This window comes from Geodermatophilus marinus, from assembly GCF_003428645.1.
GTDB lineage: Bacteria > Actinomycetota > Actinomycetes > Mycobacteriales > Geodermatophilaceae > Geodermatophilus.
The window spans coordinates 20,046-43,529 of the sequence record NZ_QVQH01000010.1 but is presented as its reverse complement, the minus strand read 5'-3'; the positions used below and the strand labels follow the sequence as shown (position 1 = coordinate 43,529).

At 76.1% G+C, this 23,484-nt stretch carries 20 protein-coding genes and 1 pseudogene; 13 read left to right on the top strand and 8 right to left on the bottom strand.

Features of this window, described 5'->3' with window-relative positions:
* The first annotated feature begins 13 nt into the window (after window positions 1-13).
* On the top strand, window positions 14-298 hold the full coding sequence (locus D0Z06_RS12930; RefSeq protein WP_117377853.1) for a hypothetical protein: 285 nt from the start codon (window positions 14-16) through the stop codon (window positions 296-298).
* On the opposite strand, the gene D0Z06_RS12925 is transcribed toward D0Z06_RS12930, so the two are convergent.
* A complete protein-coding gene (locus D0Z06_RS12925) occupies window positions 264-1,712 on the bottom strand; it encodes a DNA polymerase IV (RefSeq protein WP_117377940.1) in 1,449 nt (482 codons plus the stop codon). The two genes, D0Z06_RS12930 and D0Z06_RS12925, sit on opposite strands and share 35 nt — an antisense overlap.
* A gap of 178 nt (window positions 1,713-1,890) precedes the next feature.
* Here D0Z06_RS12925 and D0Z06_RS25830 point away from each other — a divergent pair, with 178 nt between their 5' ends.
* From D0Z06_RS25830 to D0Z06_RS12910, 4 genes are all read left to right on the top strand, one after another.
* Window positions 1,891-2,145, top strand: coding sequence for a hypothetical protein (locus D0Z06_RS25830; RefSeq protein ID WP_199522293.1), 255 nt, complete (start codon window positions 1,891-1,893; stop codon window positions 2,143-2,145).
* A gap of 33 nt (window positions 2,146-2,178) precedes the next feature.
* Window positions 2,179-2,436 (top strand): hypothetical protein, encoded by a 258-nt coding sequence (locus D0Z06_RS25825; RefSeq protein WP_199522292.1) that lies wholly within the window; start codon window positions 2,179-2,181, stop codon window positions 2,434-2,436.
* Complete coding sequence (locus D0Z06_RS12915) at window positions 2,433-3,980, top strand: flotillin family protein (RefSeq protein WP_233517649.1); 1,548 nt, start codon at window positions 2,433-2,435, stop codon at window positions 3,978-3,980. The genes D0Z06_RS25825 and D0Z06_RS12915 overlap by 4 nt, the downstream gene beginning before the upstream one ends.
* Before the next feature lie 282 nt (window positions 3,981-4,262).
* On the top strand, window positions 4,263-4,835 hold the full coding sequence (locus tag D0Z06_RS12910; protein WP_117377852.1) for a dihydrofolate reductase family protein: 573 nt from the start codon (window positions 4,263-4,265) through the stop codon (window positions 4,833-4,835).
* Window positions 4,836-4,907: 72 nt separating this feature from the next.
* Here D0Z06_RS12910 and D0Z06_RS12905 read toward each other — a convergent pair whose 3' ends face one another.
* Complete coding sequence (locus tag D0Z06_RS12905) at window positions 4,908-6,632, bottom strand: DEAD/DEAH box helicase (protein WP_117377851.1); 1,725 nt, start codon at window positions 6,630-6,632, stop codon at window positions 4,908-4,910.
* 202 nt (window positions 6,633-6,834) lie between these two features.
* Here D0Z06_RS12905 and D0Z06_RS12900 point away from each other — a divergent pair, with 202 nt between their 5' ends.
* The 4 genes from D0Z06_RS12900 to D0Z06_RS12885 all read left to right on the top strand — a co-directional run bounded on the left by D0Z06_RS12900 (window position 6,835) and on the right by D0Z06_RS12885 (window position 10,408).
* Window positions 6,835-8,097, top strand: coding sequence for a DUF3152 domain-containing protein (locus tag D0Z06_RS12900; RefSeq protein ID WP_158579978.1), 1,263 nt, complete (start codon window positions 6,835-6,837; stop codon window positions 8,095-8,097).
* A gap of 162 nt (window positions 8,098-8,259) precedes the next feature.
* Window positions 8,260-9,099 carry an alpha/beta fold hydrolase gene (locus D0Z06_RS12895; protein WP_117377849.1) on the top strand — a complete coding sequence of 280 codons (840 nt, stop codon included), beginning with the start codon at window positions 8,260-8,262 and terminating at the stop codon, window positions 9,097-9,099.
* A 56-nt stretch (window positions 9,100-9,155) separates the two neighbouring features.
* Window positions 9,156-10,013 carry a helix-turn-helix domain-containing protein gene (locus D0Z06_RS26940; protein WP_117377848.1) on the top strand — a complete coding sequence of 286 codons (858 nt, stop codon included), beginning with the start codon at window positions 9,156-9,158 and terminating at the stop codon, window positions 10,011-10,013.
* On the top strand, window positions 10,010-10,408 hold the full coding sequence (locus D0Z06_RS12885; protein ID WP_117377847.1) for a VOC family protein: 399 nt from the start codon (window positions 10,010-10,012) through the stop codon (window positions 10,406-10,408). Before D0Z06_RS26940 ends, D0Z06_RS12885 begins: the two co-directional genes overlap by 4 nt.
* 22 nt (window positions 10,409-10,430) lie before the next feature.
* Here D0Z06_RS12885 and D0Z06_RS12880 read toward each other — a convergent pair whose 3' ends face one another.
* Together D0Z06_RS12880 and D0Z06_RS27140 are read right to left on the bottom strand one after the other, a co-directional pair.
* Window positions 10,431-12,080, bottom strand: coding sequence for a GGDEF domain-containing protein (locus tag D0Z06_RS12880; RefSeq protein ID WP_147332044.1), 1,650 nt, complete (start codon window positions 12,078-12,080; stop codon window positions 10,431-10,433).
* A gap of 388 nt (window positions 12,081-12,468) precedes the next feature.
* Window positions 12,469-12,960, bottom strand: a pseudogene (locus tag D0Z06_RS27140) (glutamine amidotransferase-related protein); the annotation flags it as partial.
* Window positions 12,961-13,167: 207 nt separating this feature from the next.
* On the opposite strand from D0Z06_RS27140, the gene asnB reads away from it, so the two are divergent.
* Complete coding sequence (gene asnB, locus D0Z06_RS12870) at window positions 13,168-14,679, top strand: asparagine synthase (glutamine-hydrolyzing) (protein ID WP_199522291.1); 1,512 nt, start codon at window positions 13,168-13,170, stop codon at window positions 14,677-14,679.
* Window positions 14,680-14,756: 77 nt separating this feature from the next.
* On the opposite strand, the gene D0Z06_RS12865 is transcribed toward asnB, so the two are convergent.
* Genes D0Z06_RS12865 through D0Z06_RS12850 form a run of 4 tightly spaced genes read right to left on the bottom strand, consistent with a single transcriptional unit; the run spans window position 14,757 to window position 18,439 of the window.
* Entirely contained in the window at window positions 14,757-15,734 is a 978-nt protein-coding gene (locus D0Z06_RS12865; RefSeq protein WP_117377844.1) for a glycine betaine ABC transporter substrate-binding protein, read from the bottom strand.
* A 58-nt stretch (window positions 15,735-15,792) separates the two neighbouring features.
* A complete protein-coding gene (locus D0Z06_RS12860; protein WP_117377843.1) occupies window positions 15,793-16,578 on the bottom strand; it encodes an ABC transporter permease in 786 nt (261 codons plus the stop codon).
* The gene (locus tag D0Z06_RS12855; protein WP_117377842.1) at window positions 16,575-17,816 is read right to left on the bottom strand and encodes a betaine/proline/choline family ABC transporter ATP-binding protein; all 1,242 of its coding nucleotides are present in this window, start codon (window positions 17,814-17,816) and stop codon (window positions 16,575-16,577) included. The genes D0Z06_RS12860 and D0Z06_RS12855 overlap by 4 nt, the downstream gene beginning before the upstream one ends.
* The gene (locus D0Z06_RS12850) at window positions 17,813-18,439 is read right to left on the bottom strand and encodes an ABC transporter permease (RefSeq protein WP_199522290.1); all 627 of its coding nucleotides are present in this window, start codon (window positions 18,437-18,439) and stop codon (window positions 17,813-17,815) included. Before D0Z06_RS12850 ends, D0Z06_RS12855 begins: the two co-directional genes overlap by 4 nt.
* Before the next feature lie 205 nt (window positions 18,440-18,644).
* On the opposite strand from D0Z06_RS12850, the gene pgm reads away from it, so the two are divergent.
* The 3 genes from pgm to D0Z06_RS12835 all read left to right on the top strand — a co-directional run bounded on the left by pgm (window position 18,645) and on the right by D0Z06_RS12835 (window position 23,480).
* Window positions 18,645-20,276: a phosphoglucomutase (alpha-D-glucose-1,6-bisphosphate-dependent) gene (gene pgm, locus D0Z06_RS12845; protein ID WP_117377841.1), complete on the top strand. Its 1,632-nt coding sequence runs from the start codon at window positions 18,645-18,647 to the stop codon at window positions 20,274-20,276.
* A 334-nt stretch (window positions 20,277-20,610) separates the two neighbouring features.
* Window positions 20,611-21,243, top strand: a complete 633-nt coding sequence (locus tag D0Z06_RS12840; protein ID WP_158579976.1) for a TetR/AcrR family transcriptional regulator — start codon at window positions 20,611-20,613, stop codon at window positions 21,241-21,243.
* Entirely contained in the window at window positions 21,240-23,480 is a 2,241-nt protein-coding gene (locus D0Z06_RS12835; RefSeq protein ID WP_117377839.1) for an MMPL family transporter, read from the top strand. The genes D0Z06_RS12840 and D0Z06_RS12835 overlap by 4 nt, the downstream gene beginning before the upstream one ends.
* Window positions 23,481-23,484: the final 4 nt, after the last annotated feature.

Below are 23,484 nucleotides of genomic sequence, written 5' to 3'. Positions count from 1 at the left end.
ACGGGAGGCCGTCATGGGCACCAGCACCACCGCGCGCAGGATCCGTCGGCGGGTGCGGATGCGGTCGGCCTCGCTGCCGCCGTTCGACTCCGACCTGCCCGGGGACCCCGCGGCGGAGGTGGCCGTGCGCGTGGTGACCGCCGCGCTGGCCGAGCACCCGGGGTCGGCGGTCGACCGCGTCGAGGTGGACGACGACGGTCTCTACACCGTGCACCTGCTCACCGCGTTCGGTCAGCAGGTCGTCGTCCCGGTGGACCGCGACCTCACGGTCCGGGGCTGGGTCGCCCTGGCCCGCTGACCGGCCCGGGACCGCCGTCCCCGCCCGCAGGCGGACCCCGCCAGTCCGGGGGGTCGGCCGGGTGCAGCGCCGGGTCGTCGGCGGCCAGCGTCCGCACCGGACCGGGTGCGGTCAGCGGGCCCTCGAACCGCACGGTCACCCGGCCCAGCCCCCGGCCCCACACCCAGCCCGGGCCCAGCTCGTCGTGGCGGACGTCCTGGCCCGGCCACCAGCGCCGGTCCGCCGGGGACGGCGGGTCCTCCGCGGCCTCGACGCCGGGGGCGACCTCGCCGTCGGGGGCGCCGGTCCCCGGGGTGCCGTTCGCGGGCTCGGCCGGGACCTCGTCGGACCCGCCGAACAGCTCGCCCTGGGCGTAGGGGGACAACCCCGAGACGCCGACGCCCAGCAGCCGCAACCCGCCACCGGTCCCCGCCTCGGCGAGCAGCCGGCGGGCGATCCCGGCCACCACGCGGGGGTCGTCGGTCGGCTGGGGCAGGGTCTGCGACCGGGTCAGCGTGGTGAAGTCGTAGCGGCGCAGCTTGAGCGTGACGGTGCGCCCCGACAGGGCGGCGGTGCGCAGCCGCCCGGCGACCCGGGCGGCCATCGAGTCGATCTCCCGGCCGAGGACGCCGAGGTCGGTGAGGTCGCGCTCGAAGGTCTCCTCCTGCGAGATCGACTTGGCCTCCCGCTCCGCGACCACCGGGCGGTCGTCCTCGGCCCGCGCCAGGGCGTGCAGGCCGGCGCCGTGGGCCCGCCCGGCGAGCGCCACCAGGTCGGCCAGCGACTTCGCGGCCAGGTCGGCCACCGTGCGCACCCCCACCTGGCGCAGCCGCTCGGCGGTCGCCGGGCCGACCCCGCCCAGCCGGGTGACCGGCAGCGGGTGCAGCACCGCCAGCTCCCCGCCCGGGGGGACGACGACCAGCCCGTCGGGCTTCTGCAGGTCCGAGCCGATCTTGGCCATCAGCTTCGACGACCCGATGCCGACCGACCCGGTCACCCCGCCGGTGGCCTCGGCGATGCGGGCCTTGAGCTCCCGGCCGAGCGCCGTCACCCCCGCGACGGAGAGGTCGTGGCCCGGCTGGCCGGGGCCGGTCGCGGCCAGGTCGACGTAGGCCTCGTCGAGCGAGACCGGCTCCACCAGCGGGGACACCTGGCGCAGCAGGGCCATGACGACGTCCGACGTCCGCCGGTAGGCACCGAACCGGCCGCCGAGGAACGCCGTCCCCGGCGGGCAGCGGCGCCGCGCCTCGGCGGTGGACATCGCCGAGCGGGCCCCGTACGCCCGCGCCTCGTAGGACGCCGTGGCCACCACCCCGCGCCCCCCGGTCCCGCCGACCACGACGGGACGGCCGCGCAGCGAGGGCTTGTCCCGCTGCTCGACCGCGGCGAAGAACGCGTCGAGGTCCAGGTGCAGGACGCTCGCCTCCCGCCGCACGGCCGCCTCCTCGATCCCCGGTGCCGGCCCCATCCTCCCCGCCCGCCCGCGACGGCCTCCCCCGCCGTCGTGTCCTCCGTGCGGGTGAAGCGGACCGGCCGGTCCGGCGGGGCGGTGGCGACCGGCGGCCGCGGCTGCCAGGGTCCCCGACGGGGGACCGACGGCGGGAAGGGGCAGCGTGGCGGTCGTCCTCCTCGTCGTGGGCGCCCTCGGCCTCGCCGTCCTGCTGCTGTCCCTCGTCATCGGTGAGGTCGGTGACCTCGCCGGGGAAGCCGACGGGCCGTTCTCCGTCCCGGCGCTCGCCGCGCTCCTCGGGGGGGTCGGCTTCGGCGGCGCCGCGGCGGCCTCGCTGCTGCCGCCGGACGTCCCCGGCGCCGCAGCGGTGCTGCTGCCCCTGGCGGCCGGCCTGGCCGTCGCCGTCCCGCTGGCCTAGGGGGCGGTGCGGCTCTCCCGCGCGCTGCGGACCATGCCCACCACCGCCACGCCCACCCGGCACCACCTGGTCGGCGCGCAGGGCGTGGTGGTCTCGGCCGTGCCCGGCGCCGGTTACGGCGAGGTCCGGCTCACCGTCACCGGGCAGCAGGTCAAGCTCGCCGCCCGCTGCGACCGCCCGCTGGTCGCCGGCACCCCCGTGTACGTCGTCGAGGCGCTCAGCGAGACCGCCGTCCAGGTCGTCTCCACCGCACCCGATCCCCTGCCCGAGCCCGGAGGCGAGACCGCATGACCCTGACCCTGGCCCTGGCGATCGGCGGCATCGCGCTGCTGGTGCTGCTGCTCGTGCTGTTCGTGCTCTCCCGGATCAAGGTCGCCGGGCCCAACCAGGCGTTCATCGTCACCGGCCGGCAGGGGCGGGAGGTGACCAGCGCCGCCGGGGTCACGTCGCGGGACGCCTCCGGGCAGAAGGTCGTGCTCGGGGCGAGCGTGTTCGTGCTGCCCGTGGTGCAGAAGCTGCACACGATGGACCTCTCCAGCCGGCGCATCCCGGTGGGCATCCGCGGTGCGGTCTCCAAGCAGGGGGTGAAGTGCGACCTCGAGGGCGTGGCCATCGTCAAGGTCGGCGGCACCGAGGACTCCATCCGGGCCGCCGCGCAGCGCTTCCTCGACCAGCAGGAGGGCATCGACACCTTCACCTCGGAGGTGCTCGCCGGTGCCCTGCGCTCGATCGTGGGCCGGCTGACGATCGAGGAGATCATCCGCGACCGCGCCGCGTTCGCCTCGGCGGTCGCCGAGGAGGCGGAGTCCTCGCTCACCGGGCAGGGCCTGGTGCTCGACACCTTCCAGCTCCAGGACATCCAGGCCGAGGGCAGCTACCTGGCCGACCTCGGCCGCCCCGAGGCCGCCCGGGTGCTCAAGGAGGCCAGCATCGCCGAGGCCCGCGCCCGGCAGGCCTCCCAGCAGGAGCAGTTCCTCGCCGACGAGGCGATCGCCGTCGCCCGGCGTCAGCTGGCCCTCAAGCAGGCGGAGATCGACGCGGAGATCGACGCCGCCAAGGCCCGGGCGGCCGCGGCCGGTCCGCTGGCCCAGGCGGCGCAGGACCAGGCCGTCCTCACCGAGCAGGAGAAGGTCGCCGTCCGGACGGCGGCGCTGACCGAGCGGCAGCTCGACACCCAGGTCCGCCGCCCGGCGGACGCCCAGCGGTACAAGGTCGAGCAGGAGGCCGAGGGGCGCAAGAACGCGGCCATCCTCGCCGCCGAGGCCGACCGGCAGGCCACCATCGCCGCCGCCCAGGCCGCCGCCGAGCGGGCGAAGCTGTCCGGTGAGGGCGAGCGGGCGCACCGCTCGGCCCTGGCCGACGCCGAGGCGATCGAGGGTGCCAAGCGCGGTGAGGCCGAGCGGCTGCGCCGCCAGGCGATCGCCGACGCCGTGGAGCGGGAAGGCGCCGCCGAGGCAGCCGCGATCCTCGCCCGCGGCCAGGCCGAGGCCGAGGCGCTCGACGCCCGCTCGGAGGCCTTCGCCAAGTACGGCGAGGCCGCCGTCCTGGAGATGCTGGTGACGGTGCTGCCCCAGGTGGTGCAGGCCGCCGCCGAGCCGCTGTCGGCGGTGGACAAGATCACCGTCATCTCGGCCGACGGCGCCGGGGCCCTCGGCCGCTCCGTGGCCGCCAACGTGGCCCAGGGGCTGCAGCTCTCCGGTGACCTCACCGGCGTCGACGTCGCCGCGCTGCTGCGCCGCCTGGCCGGCGGGCCGGGCGACGGCTCGGTCACCCGTGTGCCGGTCGTCCCCGCCGACGGGGACGGCGGCCCGGGCGGTGCCGCGCCCGGTCGCTGACGCCGCGCCCGCGCCGACGGCACCGCGCCCGCGCCGACGGCACCGCGCCCGCGCCGACGGCACCGCGCCCGCGCCCGCGCCGAGCGTGGGGGTCGTGCACGGCGGCACGCCGCCGACGGCGTGTCCCGCGACCGCTCCCCCATGATCGACACCGGAGGGTGCGGGGCGGGAGGATCCGGACCGTGACCGCGCGCCGGGGTCTCGCGGACGTCGGCTCGGGAGCGGACGTCGGCTCGGGAGAGGTGGGACCTGCGGTGATGACCTGGGGAAGGCGGTCGTGAGATGAGCGGCAGGGTCGTCGTGAACCGGTGCATGTCGCTCGACGGCTGCATCGCCGGTCCCGGCCATTCCATGGACTGGGGAGGCGATCGGGCTCTCGCCGACTTCGTGGCACCGGACGATCTCGCGGAGGTCGCAGCGGCCACCGGTGCCATGCTCGTCGGCCGGCGGACGTGGGAGGTGGGCCAGCGGATGGCGGCCGAGAACCCGGGCGGTGGCGACTACCCGTTCTCCGGGCCCCTGTTCCTCCTCACCCACCGGCCGCTGGTGCCGCCGAACCCGGACGTCACGGTCCTCACCGGCGACATCGGCGAAGCGGTCGCCACGGCACTGGACGCCGCCGGCGGCAAGGACCTCGAGGTCCTCGGCGCGGACGTGGCCGGCCAGTGCCTGCAGCGGGGGCTCGTCGACGAGATCCTGGTGTACGTGCTGCCGGTGCTGCTCGGCGACGGCATCCGCTTCTCGTCCCCGGGCGTCGCGAGGACGGACCTGGAACCGATCAGCAGTTCGCGGTCGGGCGACGCCACCATCCTCCGCTTCCGCGTCCGCGAGCGGTCCGACCGGACCGTCCGGTAGCGAGCTCGGCGCGCCGGCCGGGGGCCTGCCCCGCAGAGGACGAGATCCCGGCACCGCTCCCGTCGGCCGCGCTCAGGCGTCGGTGAGCGCGGCCTGCGGCAGCCAGTCGGCGTCGAGCAGCTCGGCGATCTCCCGCAGGGAGGACGTGTCCGCGCCCGCCGTCGACCCGCTGACCGCCAGCCGCTCGACCATCACGCGGGCGACCTGCTCCTCCACGGTGTCCTCGGCGAAGGCGACCCGCCACGGTGAGACCCGCCCGTCGCGGTGGGTGCGGCCGCTGACCTGCCGGGCCTGGATGCCGGAGAACCGCGGCTGGTGGAACAGCCCGACGCGCGGTGCGCCGGACGCCGACGAGCCGTCGGGCAGCAGCTCGCCGGCGTGCAGGCTGATCGACGCCGTCACGGTGAACACGCACACCGGGGCCTGCCCGCGCTGGAACCGCAGCCGCTCGGCCTCGACATCGAACCGGTCGCGGCCGTAGATGCAGGCGACGGCGATGCCGGCGTCCTCCAGCGCCGCGCGGATCGGGTCGGCGGCGGTCTCGACGAACTCCACCGACACCGCGACCTGCCGGCCGGCCTCGACCTGCGCCCGGACCCAGTCGACGGTGGCCTGCACGCGGATCAACCCGGCCTTCTGCCGGAACCGCAGCAGCGCCGCGCGGCCGCGGGCGCTCTGCCGGGCGCGGCGGGCCAGCCGCATCTCCGCCCGGAACTCCTGCCACCCCGACTCGTAGGCCGCCCGCTCGGCCGGGGTGAGCGCGACCGGGGTGCCGGTCACCGACACCGGGCCCCAGGGGGCGGGGCGGTGCAGCGCCGCGGGCGGGTCGCCGCCGGCGAGCCACTGCTGCAGGCGGGTCAGGTCGGCGCGCCGCTCGTCCGGGTCCTCGGTCCAGGCCCAGCCGTAGCGGCCGCGTTCCACGTGGAACCCGTGCGCCGCCAGCCGGGTGGGCAGGTCGGCCCAGGCGCGCAGCGGCTCGCCCGCCCGCCGGGCCAGCTGCGGTGCCAGGTAGGGCAGCTCCAGCGGGCTGTGCGCGGGGGTGGCGGTCGCGGCGACGACGAACGGGGCGCCCGTCGCCCGGCCGCCGCCGGAGACGGCCTTCCAGTGCTTCCACCGCTGGGTCGTGGTGTGCCGGACCATGTGCGCCTCGTCGGCGACGACGACGTCGAAGCGGGAGGCGCGGACCTTGGCCAGCCGGTCCCAGGTGGTCACGCACCAGCGCAGCCCGCCGTCGCCGAAACCGGCGATCGACCGCGTCCAGTGCGGGACGGTGATGGCGGCGGGCCGGTCGGCCACCACCAGCACCCGCGACCCGCCGCGGGCCGCGCACACCGCCCGGGCGGCGAGCACCGCGGTGCCCGTCTTGCCCACCCCGGGGTCGTCGCCGAGCAGGAAGACGCGGTCGCCCGCCGCGGCCGAGGCGGCGATGGCCGCGGCCCCCTCGACCTGCTGCGGCCGCGGGGTCAGGGGCCGGGCGGGGGGCAGCGGACGGGGGACCGCGTTGAGCTCGTCCTCGAGGTACCGCTCGGCGCTGTACGGCGGCGGGTCGTAGCCGGCCAGCTCCGGGGGCAGCTCCCGGCCGACCCACACGTGCGCCTGCAGGTCGGCCCGCCACTGCGCCCCCGGGGCCGGGGCGCGGAACGGGACGGCGAGCACCCACACCCGCTCCCCCGGCCCGGCGACCGGCCGCTCCGGGGCGGCCTTCGCCGCCGGGCGCCCGGCCGCTGCCCGGCGGCGGGTGGGGGTCATCGCGCTGCGGGTGCTGCTGCGGGCCGTCCGCCGGCGCCGTCCGGGCATGGTCCTCCCTCGGGTCCGGCGGGACGGTAGACGCCGGGTGCGACGGCCCCGGGCAGGCGCACCGTTCACCGGATCGACACGTGCACCGGCCGCCGGCCGGGAGATACGGTCACCGGGCCCGGAGCCGGGGGAACTCCGCCGGCCACGACGTCGATCGACGCGCACGCGCGCCGCCTCCGGCGCCCGTGCCGCGAGGAGCCGCATGCCCCGCACCGCCCGCCTGGCGCTCGTGCCCGCCGTCCTCCTGCTCCTCCTGGTCGCCGGGCTGCTCGCGGGCGCGCCGGCGTCGTCCGCCGAGCGGACGATCACCTACACCGTCTCCAGCCGGGGTGCGGTGCAGGGCGACCTGGGCCGGTTCGCCGCCGTGGCCCGGGAGACGCTGGCGGACGCCCGGGGCTGGGCTCTCGGGGGCACGCTGGCGTTCCAGGAGGTGGCCGGGGGCGGCGACTTCGACCTCGTGCTGGCCTCCCCCGCGGTCGTCGCCGCCGCTTCCCCCGGCTGCAGCGCCACCTGGAGCTGCCGGGTGGGCCGCACGGTGTACGTCAACGACGAGCGGTGGCGGCTGGGCACCGCCTCCTGGCCGCACGGCCTGGCGGAGTACCAGCGGTACGTGCTCCTCCACGAGGTCGGGCACTGGCTCGGCCTCGGGCACACCGACTGCCCGACGCCGGGCCGGACCGCCTGGGTGATGCAGCAGCAGTCCATCTCGCTGCAGGGCTGCCGGGCCAACGTCTGGCCGACGATCGCCGAGCGCGAGGAGGTGGGGCGCCGCTGGGGGGTCCCGGTGGCCTGGTCGGGCATCGAGGCCCGCTACCGCGCGCTGGGCGCGGAGGGCGGCGTGCTCGGCCCCCCGGTGACGTGGGAGCAGCCGACCGGGATCGGCGTCGGCGCCTTCCAGGGCTTCTGGAACGGTGACATCGTCTCCTCCCCGACCACCGGTACGCACGAGGTGTACGGGGCCATCGGCGCGCGGTACCGGGCGCTCGGCGGCGCGGCCGGGCCGCTGGGTCACCCGCTGACCGGCGAGCTCTCGACCCCCGACGGTCGGGGGCGCTACAACGAGTTCGCCGGGTCCGGCGGGGGCACGGTGCACTGGACGCCGCAGACCGGGGCGCACGAGGTCTACGGCGGCATCCACGACCGGTGGACGGCGCTGGCCCGCGAGCAGGGGGTGCTCGGCTACCCCTGGACCGGGGAGCTGCCGACACCGGACGGTCGCGGGCGGTACCAGGAGTTCACCGGCACCGGCGGGGGCGGCGTCTACTGGCGGCCGGACCTCGGCGCGCACGAGGTGTACGGGGCGATCCACGACCGGTGGACGGCGCTGGCCCGGGAGCAGGGGGTGCTCGGCTACCCGGTGAGCGGGGAGTACGAGGTGCCCGGCGGCCGGCGCAGCGACTTCGAGGGCGGTGCCATCCGGTGGGACCGCGCCACGGGCACGACCACGGTGCTCACCGGCGGCTGAGTCCCCCCGGTCGGGGTCCCCCGATCGGTGTCCTCCTGCCGGACATCCCCGAGCGCCGGATGTCGGTTGGGGGGACACCGTGCACCGCGGCGCGCCCACCGGCGGCTGACCGACCCACTCGCCCGCCGGTCACCGGCCGCGGCGGGCTGCTTCGATGGGCCGGTGAGCGAGGACGAACGGCTGGCGGCGCGGACGCTCGGGGACTCCGGACCGCGGGTGGTGTTCGTCCACGGCCTGTTCGGCCAGGGCCGCAACTGGACGACGATCGCCAAGGGGCTGGCCGGCGACCACCGGGTGACCTTGCTCGACCTGCCCAACCACGGCCACTCCCCCTGGACCGAGCGGGTCGACTACGTCGACATGGCCGGGATGGTCGCCGTCGAGCTGGCGTCGTACGGGGAACCGGTCACCCTGGTCGGGCACTCGATGGGCGGCAAGGTCGCCCTCCAGCTGGCGCTGCGCTCCCCCGACCTGCTGCGCGCGCTCGTCGTCGTGGACGTTGCGCCGACCGAGTACCCGGTCTCCGGCGGCCGCACCGACGACCCGGACGAGGAGGGCGCGCCGTTCGCCGCCTTCATCGCCGCGATGCGCGCCCTCGACCTCGACGCACTGGAGAGCCGGGAGGACGCCGATGCGGCGCTGCGCACCGCCGTCCCGAGCCGGATGGTGCGCTCGTTCCTCCTGCAGTCGCTGGTGCGGGACGGGGTCGGGGCGGACGGCGGCTGGCGCTGGCGGCTGAACCTGGAGGTGCTCGAGCGGGACCTGGAGGCGCTGCGGGGGTTCCCCGAGCCGCCGCCCGGGGCGCGCTACGACGGCCCGGTGCTGTGGATCGCCGGCGCGAACTCGCACTACGTGCTGCCCGAGGACCGCGACCGGATGGACCGGCTGTGCCCCGGCACCCGGCTCGTGCGGGTCAAGAACGCCGGTCACTGGGTGCACTCGGAGCAGCCCGAGGTCTTCCTCGAGACGCTGCGGCGGTTCCTGGAGCACGTCGAGCGCTGACCGCCCCGGCGGGCGGACGCCTGGAACGGCGCCTCCCGGGGTGCCATCCTCGGGCGGTGACCAGCGAGTTCGTCGTGCACCGGCCGCACCCGGCCCTGCGCGGGCTGGTCGCCGAGGCGGTGGGCTACCGGCAGGAGGGGTTGCCGCCCGCCGTCCACCGCGGGCTGCCCTCGCCGTCCCTCACCCTGGTCCTGCCGCTCGACGCGCCGCTGGAGGTGGTCGCGCACGCCGACCCGGGCCAGCCCCCGGGCCGCTTCGACACGGTCGTCGGCGGGCTGCACACCCGGCCGGCCCTCATCGCCCACCCCGGCCGGCAGGAGGGCGTGCAGCTCGGCCTGACCCCGCTCGGTGCGCGGGCCCTGCTCGGTACCCCGGCGGCGGAGCTGGCCTCCGTGGACGTGGGGCTCGACGACGTCCTCGGCCCCGGGCCCGCGGCGGAGGTCCTGGACCGGGTCCGGGCCGCGCGCGGGTGGCCGGCCCGCTTCGCCGTCCTGGAGGAGCTGCTGCTGCGGGCGGCCCGGCCGGTGGCGGGCCCGGCCCCCGAGGTCGCCGAGGCCTGGCGGCTCACCCTGGCCTCGGGGGGCCGGCTGCGGGTGGCCGAGCTGGCCGCCCGGGTCGGGTGGTCCGAACGCCACCTCGCGCACCGGTTCCGCGCGGAGACCGGGCTGGGGCCCAAGGAGGTCGCCCGGGTGGTCCGCTTCGACCGGGCCCGCCGGGCGCTGGCCGGCCGGGTGGCCCGGGGCGGCGCCCCGGACCTCGCCGCGCTCTCCGTTGCGGCCGGGTACGCCGACCAGTCGCACCTGACCCGGGACTGGCGGGCCTTCAGCGGGCTCTCCCCCACCCGCTGGCTGGCCGCCGAGCTCGGATTCGTCCAAGACGCGGCCCCCGCCCGCCCGGCAGGGTCGGCGGCATGACAGCGACCCCACCCCCCACCGTGTGGCCCGCCTTCCGCGCGGCCGACGCCCCCGCCCTGATCCGCTGGCTGGTCGACGTCCTCGGGTTCGAGGAGACCCTCGTGGTCCGGGACGGCGACCTGGTCGCCCACGCCGAGCTGGCCTGGCCGCCGGGCGGTGGCGTGATGCTCGGCTCGGTCCGCGAGGACGGCGGCTGGCCGGTGCGGCCGGGGACCACCGGCGCGTACCTCGTCACCGACGACGTCGCCGCCGTGTGGGACCGCGTGGTCGCCGCCGGTGCGGCGGTCACCCGCCCGCTGGCCGACGTCCCCTACGGCGGCGAGGAGTTCTCGGTCCGCGACCCGGAGGGCAACGCCTGGAGCGTCGGCGACTACCGCGGCCACCCCCGCGGCTGACCCCCGCCGGCCCGGGGCGGGGTCAGCGGGTGGCGTCCGCCGTCCCGGCCAGGACGACACCGCCCCGGCCGGCCCGCTTGGCGGCGTACATCGCCTCGTCGGCCCGGTGCACGAGCGCCTCCGGCGCGGTGCCGCGCTCGGCCACCGCGACGCCGATGCTGGCCCGCACGCTCACCGGGCCGTGCGCCAGCACGGCGGGGCGGGCGAGCTCCTCGCGCACCCGCCGCCCCAGCGCGGCGGCCGCAGCGGCCGACTCCAGCCCCGGGGCGACCAGCAGGAACTCGTCACCGCCCATCCGGCCGACCACGTCCCCCCGCCGCAGCACGCCGGCCAGCCGCTCGGCGGTCAGCCGCAGGACGGCGTCCCCGGCCGCGTGCCCGTAGCGGTCGTTGACCGGCTTGAAGTCGTCGAGGTCGACGAAGACCACGGCGGTCAGCGCGGTGCCCTCCACCGCGGTGCCCTCCAGCGCGGTGGCGAGCGCGGCCAGGGTCGCCGCCCGGTTGTGGCACCCGGTGAGCGCGTCCCGGGTGGCGCGCTCGGTGAGCTCGCCGCGCATGCGCGAGCTCTCGGTCACGTCGGCCAGGCACAGCAGCGCACCCGGCGTGCCCTCCTCGTCGCTGAGCGGCGCCAGGGTCACCGCCACCACCCGGTCGGCGCCGCTGCCCGGCAGGCGCAGCGCGAGCTCCAGCTCGCCGGCCTCGCGGTCCTCGAGGGTCGAGCGCAGCGCCGCGGCCAGCACCGCCCGCGACGGCTCGGGAAGCGCCCCCTCGAGGTCGGCCAGGCCGGTGACCTCGGGGACACCGAGCAGGCCGGCCAGCCGGGCGTTGGCGAAGACGACCCCGCCGGCGGTGGTCAGCTGCAGCACGCCCAGCGGCACGGACTCGGCCAGCCGGCGCAGCAGCCGCTCCGACCGGTGCAGCGCCTCCTGCGCGGCCATCTCGTCGGAGATGTCGGTCATCTCGGTGAGCACCGAGGCGTCGGCGGAGTCGTCCGCCGCGACGTAGCGGTTCTCCAGCTCCAGCCAGGCCCAGCTGCCGTCGCTGCGGCGGTGCCGCAGCCGGATCCGCTGGGTGTCCCGGGAGGCCAGCAGCTCCATCCAGCCGGCGACCGCGCGGTCGACGTCGTCCGGGTGGAGGAACTCGGTGGTGCGCCGGCCGACCAGCTCGTCCTCGGTCCAGCCCAGCATGCCGGTGGTCCGGGCGTCGCAGCCGGTCGCGACGGCGGTGAGGTTCTTGCGGACGGTCGCCGTCCGCGGCCGCCGGGACACCGTGACGACCTCCGCGGGCCGCTCCACCTCGTGGTCCAGCGCCCCGGGGTCGACCGGGTCGAAGACGCCGACGAGGACGCCGTGGTCGTCGCGGACGTCGAGGAAGGTCAGCGTCAGCTGCTGATCAGGGTCCTCGACGGTGTGCACGGTGGTCATGCCCATGCCGCGCCGGGCGGTGCGCTCCCAGGCCTCGGCCACCGCGAGCCGGTCGGCGGGGACGATGGCGTCGAGCAGGGTGGCCCGCTCCGCCGGTGCGGCGAGGACCCGCTCGGCGGGCACGCCGAGCGAGTCGGGGACGGGCAGCACGACGCCGTCGGGTGCGAGGGCGGTCAGGACGGAGCGCGGCCGGCGGGTCAGCTCGGCCAGCACCGCCGCGCGGTCCTCGGGCTCGGGGCTCTCGGTCACGGGAGGAGGATCGGGAACCGGGTGGTCCGCGCTGAGCCCCCGGTCGGGTGCTCTCCCCCCGAGGGAGGAGCCGCACCCTCCGCAGCTCGCGTGCACCCGGCCGCCCGGTCAGACCGCCGCGAGGACCGCCGCTGCACCGGTGGCGGCACGGGGCTCCGCCGCCGCGGGGAGTAGGACCACCGGACCCGGAACCCCGGCCGCGCGGGCCGACCAGGACGCCGCGGCCTCGTGCAGCACCGCGCGCAGCGCGCGCCGGGTCGACGTCCCGTGCAGGGGCTCGGGCCGGTGGGGCACCCAGCGCCGTCCGGAAGGACCGCGCCGCCCACCGGCCCTCCTGTGCCGAGAACTCGGGGTGGAACTGCACCCCGACGACCCGCTCGCCCAGCGCGAAGCCCTGCACGGTGGTGACCGGGTTGCTCCACAGGTGCCGCACGCCGGGCCGGGTGAGGAGGGCGGCCGGCACCTCGGCCACGTGGGCGGTGGCCACCACCAGGTCCGGCGTCCCGGGGGTGTGCCCTCGCAGCGCGGTGAGGCCGGCCTCGCCGCCGCCACCGACCGGCTGCGGGGCGAGGCCCGCGGCAACCGTGGCGATCATCTGCGCACCCAGGCAGATCCCGACCACCGAGCAGCGGTCACGTGCGGCGGCCTCCAGCGCGGCCGCGACGGTGGCCAGCCGGGCGGCCATGGCCGGTGACCCGGACGAGACCGGCTCCAGCCCGCCGCTGAACACGTGGAGGACGTCCGGCCGGCCCCGGTGCCCGCCGCCCTCGTCGTCCCAGGGGACGAGCGTGACCCGCCAGCCCAGCTGGGCCAGCCGCCGCTCGATCGGCAGTCCCCACGGAACCCCGGGCCACGCCTCACCGCTGCCCTGCCAGACCACTGCCTCCACGGCCCCCCCGTCCCCGGCGCCCGAGGGGCGCAGCGCAGCGCACAGGATGGCGGTCGGTCCCGCCGGCCAGGGGTCGACGCGGTTACCGGGTGGTCACGAGTCGGCATCCCCCTCCCGCGGCCGGCGCGCGCCGGGTGCCCGACCGGCCTACCGTCGGGCGAGACCCGGTGCTCCACCGGTCGGGGAGGGGCTGTCGGGGTGTGCGGGATCGCGGGAGGGTGGGGCGCGGTACCGCCCGGGGACGTCGCGGCCATGACGGTGGCGCTCGCCCACCGGGGGCCCGACGACGCGGGGCTGCACGAGGCCGGGCGGTCGGTGCTCGGCCACCGGCGCTTGTCGATCGTGGACCCGGAGCGCGGGGCGCAACCGATCGTCGACCGCTCCGGTCACTTCGAGGTCGTCGTCGTGGTGAACGGCGAGATCTACAACGCCCCCGACCTTCGCCGGGAGCTGGCCGGCCGGCCCTGGCGGACCGGCTCGGACAGCGAGGTGGTGCTGCACCTGCTCGGCGGGCGGGACCCCGGCGGTCCGGCCGACCTCGCCGCCGACCTCGCCGCCGACCTCGCCGCCGACACTGCCGCGGCTGCCCGGTTGCGCGGCATGTTCGCCTTCGCGGTGCAGCGGGACGGCGAGCTGCTTCTCGGCCGGGACCCCGTGGGCATCAAGCCCCTCTACCTGGGCCGGCGCGGCGCGGACACCGTGTTCGCCTCCGAGGTCAAGGCATTCCCGCCGGGCACCCGCGAGGTCCGGCCCCTGGCGCCCGGGACGCTGTGGTCCTCGCGCAGCGGCGTCTCCCGCTTCGGCGCGATCCCCGACCCGCAGCCGCAGGCACGGCCGGCGGCTGCGCACGTCCGGTCGGTGCGGACCGCCCTGGAGCGCTCGGTGGACCGCCACCTGATGGCTGACGTGCCCGTGGGCGCATTCCTCTCCGGCGGGCTGGACTCCAGTGCCATCTGCGCCCTCCTCGCCCGGCGCGTGCCGCGGCTGGACACCTTCGCCGTGGGGCTCCCGGGCAGCCCGGACCTGGCCGCCGCCCGCCAGGTGGCGGAGCACCTCGGGACCGTCCACCACGAGCGGGTGGTCGACCCGGCGGAGATCGCGGAGGCGCTGCCCCGCATCGTCTGGTCGCTGGAGTCCACCGATCCCGACCTGGTCCGCAGCGCCGTACCGACCTGGTTCGTCGCCGAGCTCGCGGCCCGGCACGTCAAGGTGGTGCTCACCGGGGAGGGCGCCGACGAGCTGTTCGCGGGTTACCGCTACCACACCGAGGTCCCCAGGGAGCTGCTGCACGCCGAGCTGCGGCGTTCCCTCGGTGCGATGCACGCCATCAACCTGCAACGGGTCGACCGGATGACGATGGCGCACAGCCTCGAGGCCCGGGTCCCCTTCTTGGACCTGGACTTCGTCGACACGGCCCTGCAGGTCCCGGTCGACCTCGCGCTGCCGCCCGGCGGCCCGGAGAAGTGGGTCCTGCGCGAGGCGGTCGCCGACCTGCTGCCGCCGGAGATCGTCTGGCGGACCAAGGCGCAGTTCGACGAGGGCACCGGCATCGGGGACCTCGTCGACCGGGCGCTGGCCGAGCACTGGCCCTCCGCCGGCGACCGGCCGCTGGAGGCCGTCCTGGCCGGCGTGGCCGAGCCGGAGATGGTCGCCCACGTCGCGGCGGTGGCCGGCACGTGGGCCGCCGGGCGGCTCGGTCAGGTCGCCTGAGCCGCCCGCGACCTCCGGGTGCGGGCGGAGCCGAGGGACGACACCCCGGGCCCCGCCCGCACCGCGGGCACGCCCCCTCAGTCGATGAAGCCGTTCTCCCGGAGGAACTCCTGGGCCACCTCGGAGATCTCCTGGCCCTCGTTGTCCACCTGGGAGTTGAGCTCGGTGATCACGTCGTCGGTGAGCTGCTCGCTGATCGGCGCCATGATCTCGGCGATCTCGGGGTTCTCGTCGAGCACCTCTTGGCGGACGGTCAGCGCGCCGTTGTAGGGGACGAAGAAGTTCTGGTCGTCCTCGAGCACGACGAGGTCGTTGGAGAGGATCCGCGCATCGGTGGAGAAGACCTCACCGAAGTTGCAGCTCTCTCCGACCTGCGTGTAGATCAGCCCCAGGTCGAGCTCCACGACCTCGCTGAACTCGAACCCGTACGCCTGCTGCAGGCCGGGCAGGCCGTCGTCCCGGTTGAGGAACTCGCTGGCCGCGCACAGGGTCCCCTGGTCGGGGTTGGCCTGCACGAACTCGGCGACGTCGCTCGTCGTCTCCAGACCGTTCTCCTCGGCGAACTGGGCCGTGGTGGCGATGCGGTAGGTGTCCTCGAACGGGGCCGGCTCGAGCCAGGCCACGCCGTTGGCGGCATCGGCCTCGGCCACCGCCGAGTAGAGGTCCTCCGGGAGGTCCTCGGTGGTGTTGCCGAGGATGTTGACCCAGCCGGTCCCCGTGTACTCCCAGTACATGTCGATGTCACCGCTCTCCAGGGCGGCCCGCACCGTGTCGGTGCCGGTCAGCCCGGTCTGGTCGGCGACGTCGGCCCCGGCGGCCTGCAGCGCGGCGATGGTGATCTGGCCGAGGAGCTGGGACTCGGTGAACTCCTTCGAGCCGACGGTGAACGAGGCGCCGGAGAGGTCGAACTCCTCGCCGATGGACCCGCCACCCGCGCTCCCGCCACCGCCGCCGGCCCCGCCGGCGTCACTGAGGTCGGGATCACCGCCGCAGGCCGTGGCCACCAGCGCCGTCAGGCCCAGCATCGCTGCCGTGGACCAGGTCCTCGTCGTCATGGGGATCCCTTTCTCTCGGGGTCGATCCGGGGGTCGTCGGGCGGGGTACGGACGGCGGTCACAGGCCCTTCGGTCGCAGGACGTCCTCCGCGACGCCCGCCAGGTGGTCGACGAGCAGGGCGAGGACGGCGGTGAGCACCGCACCGGTGAGCGAGACCAGGAAGCGGTTGGTGGAGAAGCCGGCCACGATCAGCGTGCCGAGGCCGCCGCCGTTGATGTAGGCCGCGAGGGTCGCCGTGCCGACGTTGATGACCAGGGCCGTCCGGACCCCGGCGAGGATCACCGGGACGGCCAGCGGCAGCTCCAGCCGGCGCAGCACCTGGCCGGTGGACAGGCCCATCCCGCGGCCGGCCTCGAGCACGGCCGGGTCCACCTGCTCCAGGCCGACCATCGTGTTGCGCAGCACCGGCAGCACGGCGTAGAGCACGAGCCCGACGACGGCCGCCCAGAAGCCCAGGAAGAGGAAGGCCACGGCCAGCAGGGCCAGCACCCCGATGGTCGGCACCGCCTGCCCGATGTTGGCGACGGTGAGCAGGCCGCCGCGGACGTGCCGGGTGAACGGCCGGGTGAGCAGGATGCCGAGGGGGACCGCGATGAGCACCACCAGCACCGTCGACACCGCGGTCAGCCGCAGGTGCTGGACGAACGCCTCGGTGATCGTGGCGGCATTGAGGCTGCGGGCCTCGATGCTGTCCAGGGACCGGCTGCTGACGTAGAGCCACAGCCCGACGCAGACGAGCAGGAGCAGCGCCGGCAGCGTCAGCCAGCCGAGCCACTGCCGCCGGCGCCGGCCGGCCGCCGCGGCGGCGAGCGGGTCGGCGCCGGCCCCGGCCGACGCCGTCACGGCTGCTCCGCGGTGCCGTCGTCGGGCTCGCTGCCGTCGAACGCCGCGGCCTCACCCCGGGCGTGCCGGGCTCCCCGATCGGGGTCCTCGCGCATCGACCGGATGGCCTCGCCGATCCGGTCGATGTCCACGACCCCCTGGTACACGCCGTGACCGTCGACCACCGTGGCGACGGTGTAGTGCGCCGCGACGAGCTCGTTCAGCGCGTCACTGAGCGTCATGTGCGGCTCCACCAGCCCCTCGGGCCGCACCCCGATCCGGTGCACGGGCTGCCCGTCGGCCCGCTGCAGGTCCGCCGCCCCGACCCATCGGCACGGCCGGCCCTGCGCGTCCAGCACGAGCAGGGCGCTGTGCCCGGACCCGCGCAGCACCGTCAGCGCCCGCTCCGCCGAGGTCCCCTCGGGCACGGTCGGCCACTCGCGGAGCCGGATGTCGCGCACCCGGCTGAGCCCGAGCCGCTTGAGCGAGGCCCCACGGCCGATGAAGTCGGCCACGAAGTCGTCGGCGGGCCGGGTGAGGATGGCCTCCGGGGTGTCGTACTGGACGACCTGCGAGCCCTCCCGGAGGATCGCGATCCGGTCGCCCATCTTGATCGCCTCGTCGATGTCGTGGGTGACGAAGACGATGGTCTTGCGCACCTCGGCCTGCAGCCGTAGGAACTCGTTCTGCAGGCGGTCCCGGGTGATCGGGTCGATCGCACCGAACGGCTCGTCCATGAGCATCACGTCGGGATCCGCCGACAGCGCCCGGGCCACCCCGACGCGCTGCCGCTGACCACCGGAGAGTTCCTTGGGGTAGCGGCCGCGGAAGGACGTGGGGTCCATCCCCACGGTCTCCAGCAGCTCGTCGACGCGGTCGCCGATGCGTCGCTTGTCCCAGCCGAGCAGCTTCGGGACGGTGGCGATGTTCTCCGCGATCGTCATGTGCGGGAAGAGCCCGATCTGCTGGATCACGTAGCCGATCCGCCGGCGCAGCTGGTCGGGGTCGGCGTGGGTGACGTCCTCGCCGCCGAGCAGGATCCGGCCGGACGTCGGCTCGATGATGCGGTTGATCATCTTCATCGTCGTCGTCTTCCCGCAGCCCGACGGGCCGACGAGGATGACGATCTCCCCCTCGGGGACGTCCAGGGTCAGGTCGTCGACGGCCGGCTTCGCCTGGCCGGGGAAGGTCTTCGTCAGGTTCTCGAGGCGGATCATGGCTCGGCCGGCCGGGGCGCCGTCGTGCGCGCGTGCGGTCATCGGAGGCCCTTCGAGGTGGTCACCTTGCCCAGCAGGGTGAAGACGGCGTCGAAGAGGACGGCCACGACGACCACCCCGACGATCCCGGTCAGCACGAGGTCCACGGCCACGGGTGCGCCGACCCGCGCCAGGCCGGTGAAGATGAAGTTGCCGTAGCCGGGCCCGTTGATGATCGCCCCGATGGCGGCGATGCCGCAGAGGATCACCGTGCTGACGCGGATGCCGGTCATCACGATCGGCCAGGCGAGGGGCAGCTCGATGCGCAGCAGTCGCTGCCGCCGGGACAGGCCCATGCCCTGCGCGGACTCCACGATCGCCGGATCGACCGACAGCAGACCGGTCACCGTGTTGCGCACCACGGGGAGCAGCCCGTACATGGTCAGGGCGATGACCACCGGGGTCGTCCCGAGGCCGACGATGCCGAGCAGCAGGACGAACAGCGCGAACGACGGGATCGTGAGAAATGCCCCGGTCACCGAGATGGCGGCGGTGCGGGCCGTGGCACTGCGGTAGGACAGCACCCCGATCAGGACACCGAGCGCGGCGGAGAGCACGACCGACACCGCGACGACACCGATGTGCTCGATGCCGCGCTGCAGGACGTCGTCCCGCCGATCCCACACGAAGCCGAAGAAGTCCAGGGTCGTGGCTCCCCTCGTCGGCGCCTCCGACCCAACCGGAGGGGACCGTCCTCGCTGGTCGGGCCCGACGATCCCGGAGGACGATCCGCGCTCGCAACCCGGGGACGGCCCGCCCGCGGTCATCGGAATCGGATCGTTGCCTCTCCTCGGCGCGCGGCGACCGGCCAGGGGGGTCCAGGATCGCCCCATGACCGACCCGCGTGCCGGACAGCCCGCCGAGCCCCGCGACCTGATCGACGTCGCCGCGCTGGTGACCGCGTACTACACCCGGCAGCCCGATCCGGAGGACCCCGCCCAGCAGGTCGCCTTCGGGACCAGCGGGCACCGCGGGTCGGCGTTCGACGGGGCATTCAACGAGGCGCACATCCTCGCCACCACCCAGGCCATCTGCGAGTACCGGGCGGCGCAGGGCCACGACGGCCCGCTGTTCCTCGGCCGGGACACCCACGCCCTCTCCGAGCCGGCCTGGACCTCGGCCCTCGAGGTGCTCGCCGCCAACGACGTGACCGTCCTGGTCGACGCCGCCGACCGCTACACCCCCACCCCGGCGGTCTCGCACGCGATCCTGCGCGCCAACCGGGGCAGGTCCGGCGGCCTCGCCGACGGCATCGTCGTCACCCCGTCGCACAACCCGCCCCGCGACGGCGGCTTCAAGTACAACCCGCCCTCCGGCGGGCCGGCCGACACCGACGCCACGAAGGCCATCGCCGACCGGGCCAACGAGCTGCTGCGGGCGGGCCTGGACGGCGTCCGCCGGGTGCCCTTCGCCCGGGCGCGCGCCGCGGCCACCGCCCACGACTTCCTCGGCGACTACGTCGACGACCTGCCCGCCGTCCTCGACCTCGACGCGGTCCGGGACGCCGGCGTCCGGATCGGCGCGGACCCCCTCGGCGGGGCCAGCGTCGACTACTGGGCGGCCATCGCCGAGCGGCACCGCCTCGACCTCACCGTGGTCAACCCCCTGGTCGACCCGACGTGGCGGTTCATGACCCTCGACTGGGACGGCAAGATCCGGATGGACTGCTCCTCACCGTCGGCGATGGCCTCGCTCATCGGCGAGCGCGAGCGCTTCCAGGTCGCCACCGGCAACGACGCCGACGCCGACCGGCACGGCATCGTCACCCCGGACCACGGGCTGATGAACCCCAACCACTACCTCGCCGTCGCCATCTCCTACCTGTTCGCCCACCGACCGGAGTGGGGCGCCGACGTCGCCGTCGGCAAGACGCTGGTCTCCTCCTCCCTCGTCGACCGCGTGGTCGAGGGCCTGGGCCGGCGCCTGCTCGAGGTGCCGGTCGGCTTCAAGTGGTTCGTCCCCGGCCTGCTCGACGGGTCGGTCGGCTTCGGCGGTGAGGAGTCCGCCGGGGCGTCCTTCCTCCGCCGCGACGGCAGCGTGTGGACGACGGACAAGGACGGCATCCTGCTGGCCCTGCTGGCCTCGGAGATCCTGGCGGTCACCGGCCGCTCGCCGTCCCAGCTGCACGCGGAGCTGGTCGAGCGGTACGGGGAGTCGGCCTACGCCCGCGTCGACGCCCCCGCGACCCGCGAGGAGAAGGCGGCGCTCGGGAAGCTGTCGCCGGAGGCGGTCACCGCCACCGAGCTCGCCGGCGAGCCGATCGTGGCCAAGCTGACGCGCGCACCGGGCAACGACGCGGGGATCGGCGGGCTCAAGGTGGTCACCGAGAACGCCTGGTTCGCCGCCCGCCCGTCCGGGACCGAGGACGTCTACAAGGTCTACGCGGAGTCCTTCCGCGGGCCCGAGCACCTGGCGCGGGTCCAGGAGGAGGCCCGGGCCGTGGTGGGCGCCGCGCTCGGCTGAGCACACTGTCGCCCTACCGGGCTCCAACCGCGGCCAGGTGCCGTCCCCGGCCCGCGTCGAGCCGCTGCGGTCGCACCCCTCCTCGGGGACCCTCCGGGCCCCGCTCGTCGGTCGCCCCACCGCGGCCAGGTGCCGTCCCCGGCCCGCGTCGAGCCGCTGCGGTCGCACCCCTCCTCGGGGACCCTCCGGGCCCCGCTCGTCGCGGGCACCCGCGGCCAGGTGCCGTCCCGGTCTGCGCTGAGCCGCCGACCCGTCGCGCCGGCGGCCGGCGCCCGACCGGGCGAGGCGTACGCCACAGGTCGATACACCGGTGCATCGGATACATTCGTGCATCGTGACGGCACCCGAGCTCGAGCGTCCCAAGCGGCGCCGTGAGGTGACCGTCGAGCGGTTGCTCGACGCCGCGCTGGAGACCTTCGCCGACGTCGGTTTCGCGGCCGCCAGCGTGGAGGACGTCTGCCGGCGCGGTGGCTTCACCCGCGGCGCCTTCTACTCCAGCTTCCGCACCAAGGACGAGCTGTTCGCCGCCCTGTACGCCCGCGAGACCCACCGGCAGCTCACCCGGGTCGAGGAGCGGCTGGCCGGCGTCGAGACCGAGCCGGACCCGGTCGCGGCCGCCGTCGCGCGGTGCATGGACGCGATCGGCGGGGACCGGACGTGGACCCTCGTCCAGGCCGAGTTCGCGCTGCACGCCGCCCGGCACCCGGAGGCGGCGGCCGCGCTGCGCGAGCACACCGCGGCGCTGCGGTCCCGCATCGCCGCGATGATCGACACCGCCGCCGCCCGGACCGGACTGCGTCTCGCGGTACCGACCACCCAGGTCGCCCGGACCCTCATGGCCCTGCACGACGGCCTCGCCGTCAGCCGGGCCGTGGACGGCGACGCCGACGACGACGTCGAGCGCGCCGCGCTGCTCCTCCTGCTGCGCGCGACCCTGTCCGACACCCCACCCGGAGACCCCGCATGAGCACCTTTCTGGCCCGCCTGGGCCGGGCCTCGTTCCGCGCCCGGCGGCTGGTCGCCGCCGTGTGGGTCGTCGTCCTCGCCGCCGTCGTGGCCGTCATGGTCACCGTCGGCGGGCAGTTCGACGACCGCTTCACCATCCCCGGCTCCGAGTCGCAGGCCGCCCTCGACCGGCTCGCCGAGCTCCAGCCGGCCGCGGCGGGCGCCTCGGCGCAGATCGTGTTCGTGGCCCCGGAGGGGCAGACGGTCGCCGACCCGGCGGTGCAGGCCGCCATCGGCGAGGTCGTCGCCGAGGCCACCCGGGCGCCGGAGGTCGCCGCGGTGGCCGACCCCTTCACCAGCCGGGCGATCACCCCGGACGGCCGGGCGGCCCTGGCGACCGTGCAGTACACGGTGCAGCGCGAGGAGCTCGGCGAGGGCAGCCTCGAGGCCCTCGAGTCGACGACCGAGGCGGCCGAGGAGGCGGGCCTGGAGGTCGCCGTCGGCGGCAACGCCTTCGGCACCACCGGCGTGGAGATCGGCCCGACCGAGTTCGTGGGCGTCGCGGTCGCCGTCCTCGTGCTGGTGCTGACCTTCGGGTCGCTGCTGGCCGCGGGGATGAACCTGCTCACCGCGCTGGTGGGGGTCGGCGTGGGGCTCGGCGGGCTGCTCGCCGTCTCGGGCGCCCTCACGCTGTCCTCGACCGCGCCGACGCTCGCGCTGATGATCGGCCTGGCCGTCGGCATCGACTACACGCTGTTCATCCTGTCGCGGCACCGCACCCAGCTGGCCGCCGGGACGGACCCGGAGGAGTCCGCGGCGCGCGCCTCCGGGACGGCCGGCTCGGCGGTCGTGTTCGCCGGGCTCACGGTGGTCATCGCGCTGTCCGGTCTCGCGGTCGTGGGTCTGCCCTTCCTCACCGTCATGGGGGTCGCGGCCGCCGCCACCGTCCTGGTCGCCGTCCTCGTGGCGCTGACCCTCCTGCCGGCGCTCATGGGCTTCGCCGGTGCGCGGCTGGCCCCGAAGCCGGGGTCCCGGGCCGCCCGCCGGGAGGCCGCGGAGGCCGACGGGTCCGGCAGCCGGCCCGCCGGCGAGCGCTGGGCCGCGCTGATCACCCGGCGGCCGCTGGTCACCGTGCTGCTGACCGTCGTCGGGCTCGGCGTGCTCGCCGTCCCGGCCGCGCAGCTCGAGCTGGCGCTGCCCGACAACAGCGTCGCCGCCGAGGACACCCCCCAGCGGCAGGCGTACGACCTCATCGCCGAGACGTTCGGGCCCGGCCTCAACGGCCCGCTCGTCGTGCTCTTCGACGGGCTCGACCCGGCCACCGCCCAGCAGGCGGCGGGGGCCGCGGCGGTGGCGATCGGCGGCACGCCGACCGGGCTGCCGGGCGAGTTCACCGGCGGTCTGGACGACGTCGCCTACGCCGCCCCGTCGCTCCTCGCCGACGGCACGGCCGCGCTGGTCACCGTCGTCCCCGAGAGCGGCCCGCAGGAGCCGGCGACCAGCGATCTGGTCGCCGAGCTGCGCGATCTCGCCCCTGCGCTCGAGGAGCAGACCGGCGCCGAGGTCTCGGTCACCGGTCAGACCGCCGTCGCCATCGACGTCTCCGACCGGCTCGACGCGGCGCTGGTCCCCTTCGCCCTGGTGGTCGTGGGGCTGGCCGTCCTGCTCCTCCTGCTGGTGTTCCGCTCGGTGCTCGTGCCGCTCAAGGCGGCGCTGGGCTTCCTGCTGTCGGTCGCGGCGTCCTTCGGTGCCGTGGTCGCCGTCTTCCAGTGGGGGTGGCTGGCCGACCTCTTCGGCGTCCCGACGACGGGGCCGGTGATCAGCTTCATGCCGGTCATCCTCATCGCGGTGCTGTTCGGCCTGGCCATGGACTACGAGGTCTTCCTCGTCTCCCGCATGCGCGAGGAGTACGTGCACGGCGCCGAGCCGCGCGCGGCGGTGCTGGCGGGGGCCCGGCACGCGTCGCGGGTGGTGGTGGCGGCCGCGCTCATCATGTTCTCGGTGTTCGCCAGCTTCGTCACCATCGACGACGTCGTGGTGAAGGCGATCGCGTTCGGCCTGGCGGTCGGCATCCTGCTCGACGCCTTCGTGGTCCGGATGACGCTGGTCCCCGCGGTGCTGGCGCTGCTCGGCCGGTCGGCGTGGTGGCTGCCGCGGTGGCTGGACCGGGTGCTGCCCGACCTGGACGTCGAGGGCGCCCGGCTGGGCGCCGCGCCGCAGCCGGCGTCCCGGCGGGAGGCGGTCGGCGCCGCCCGCTGAGCGG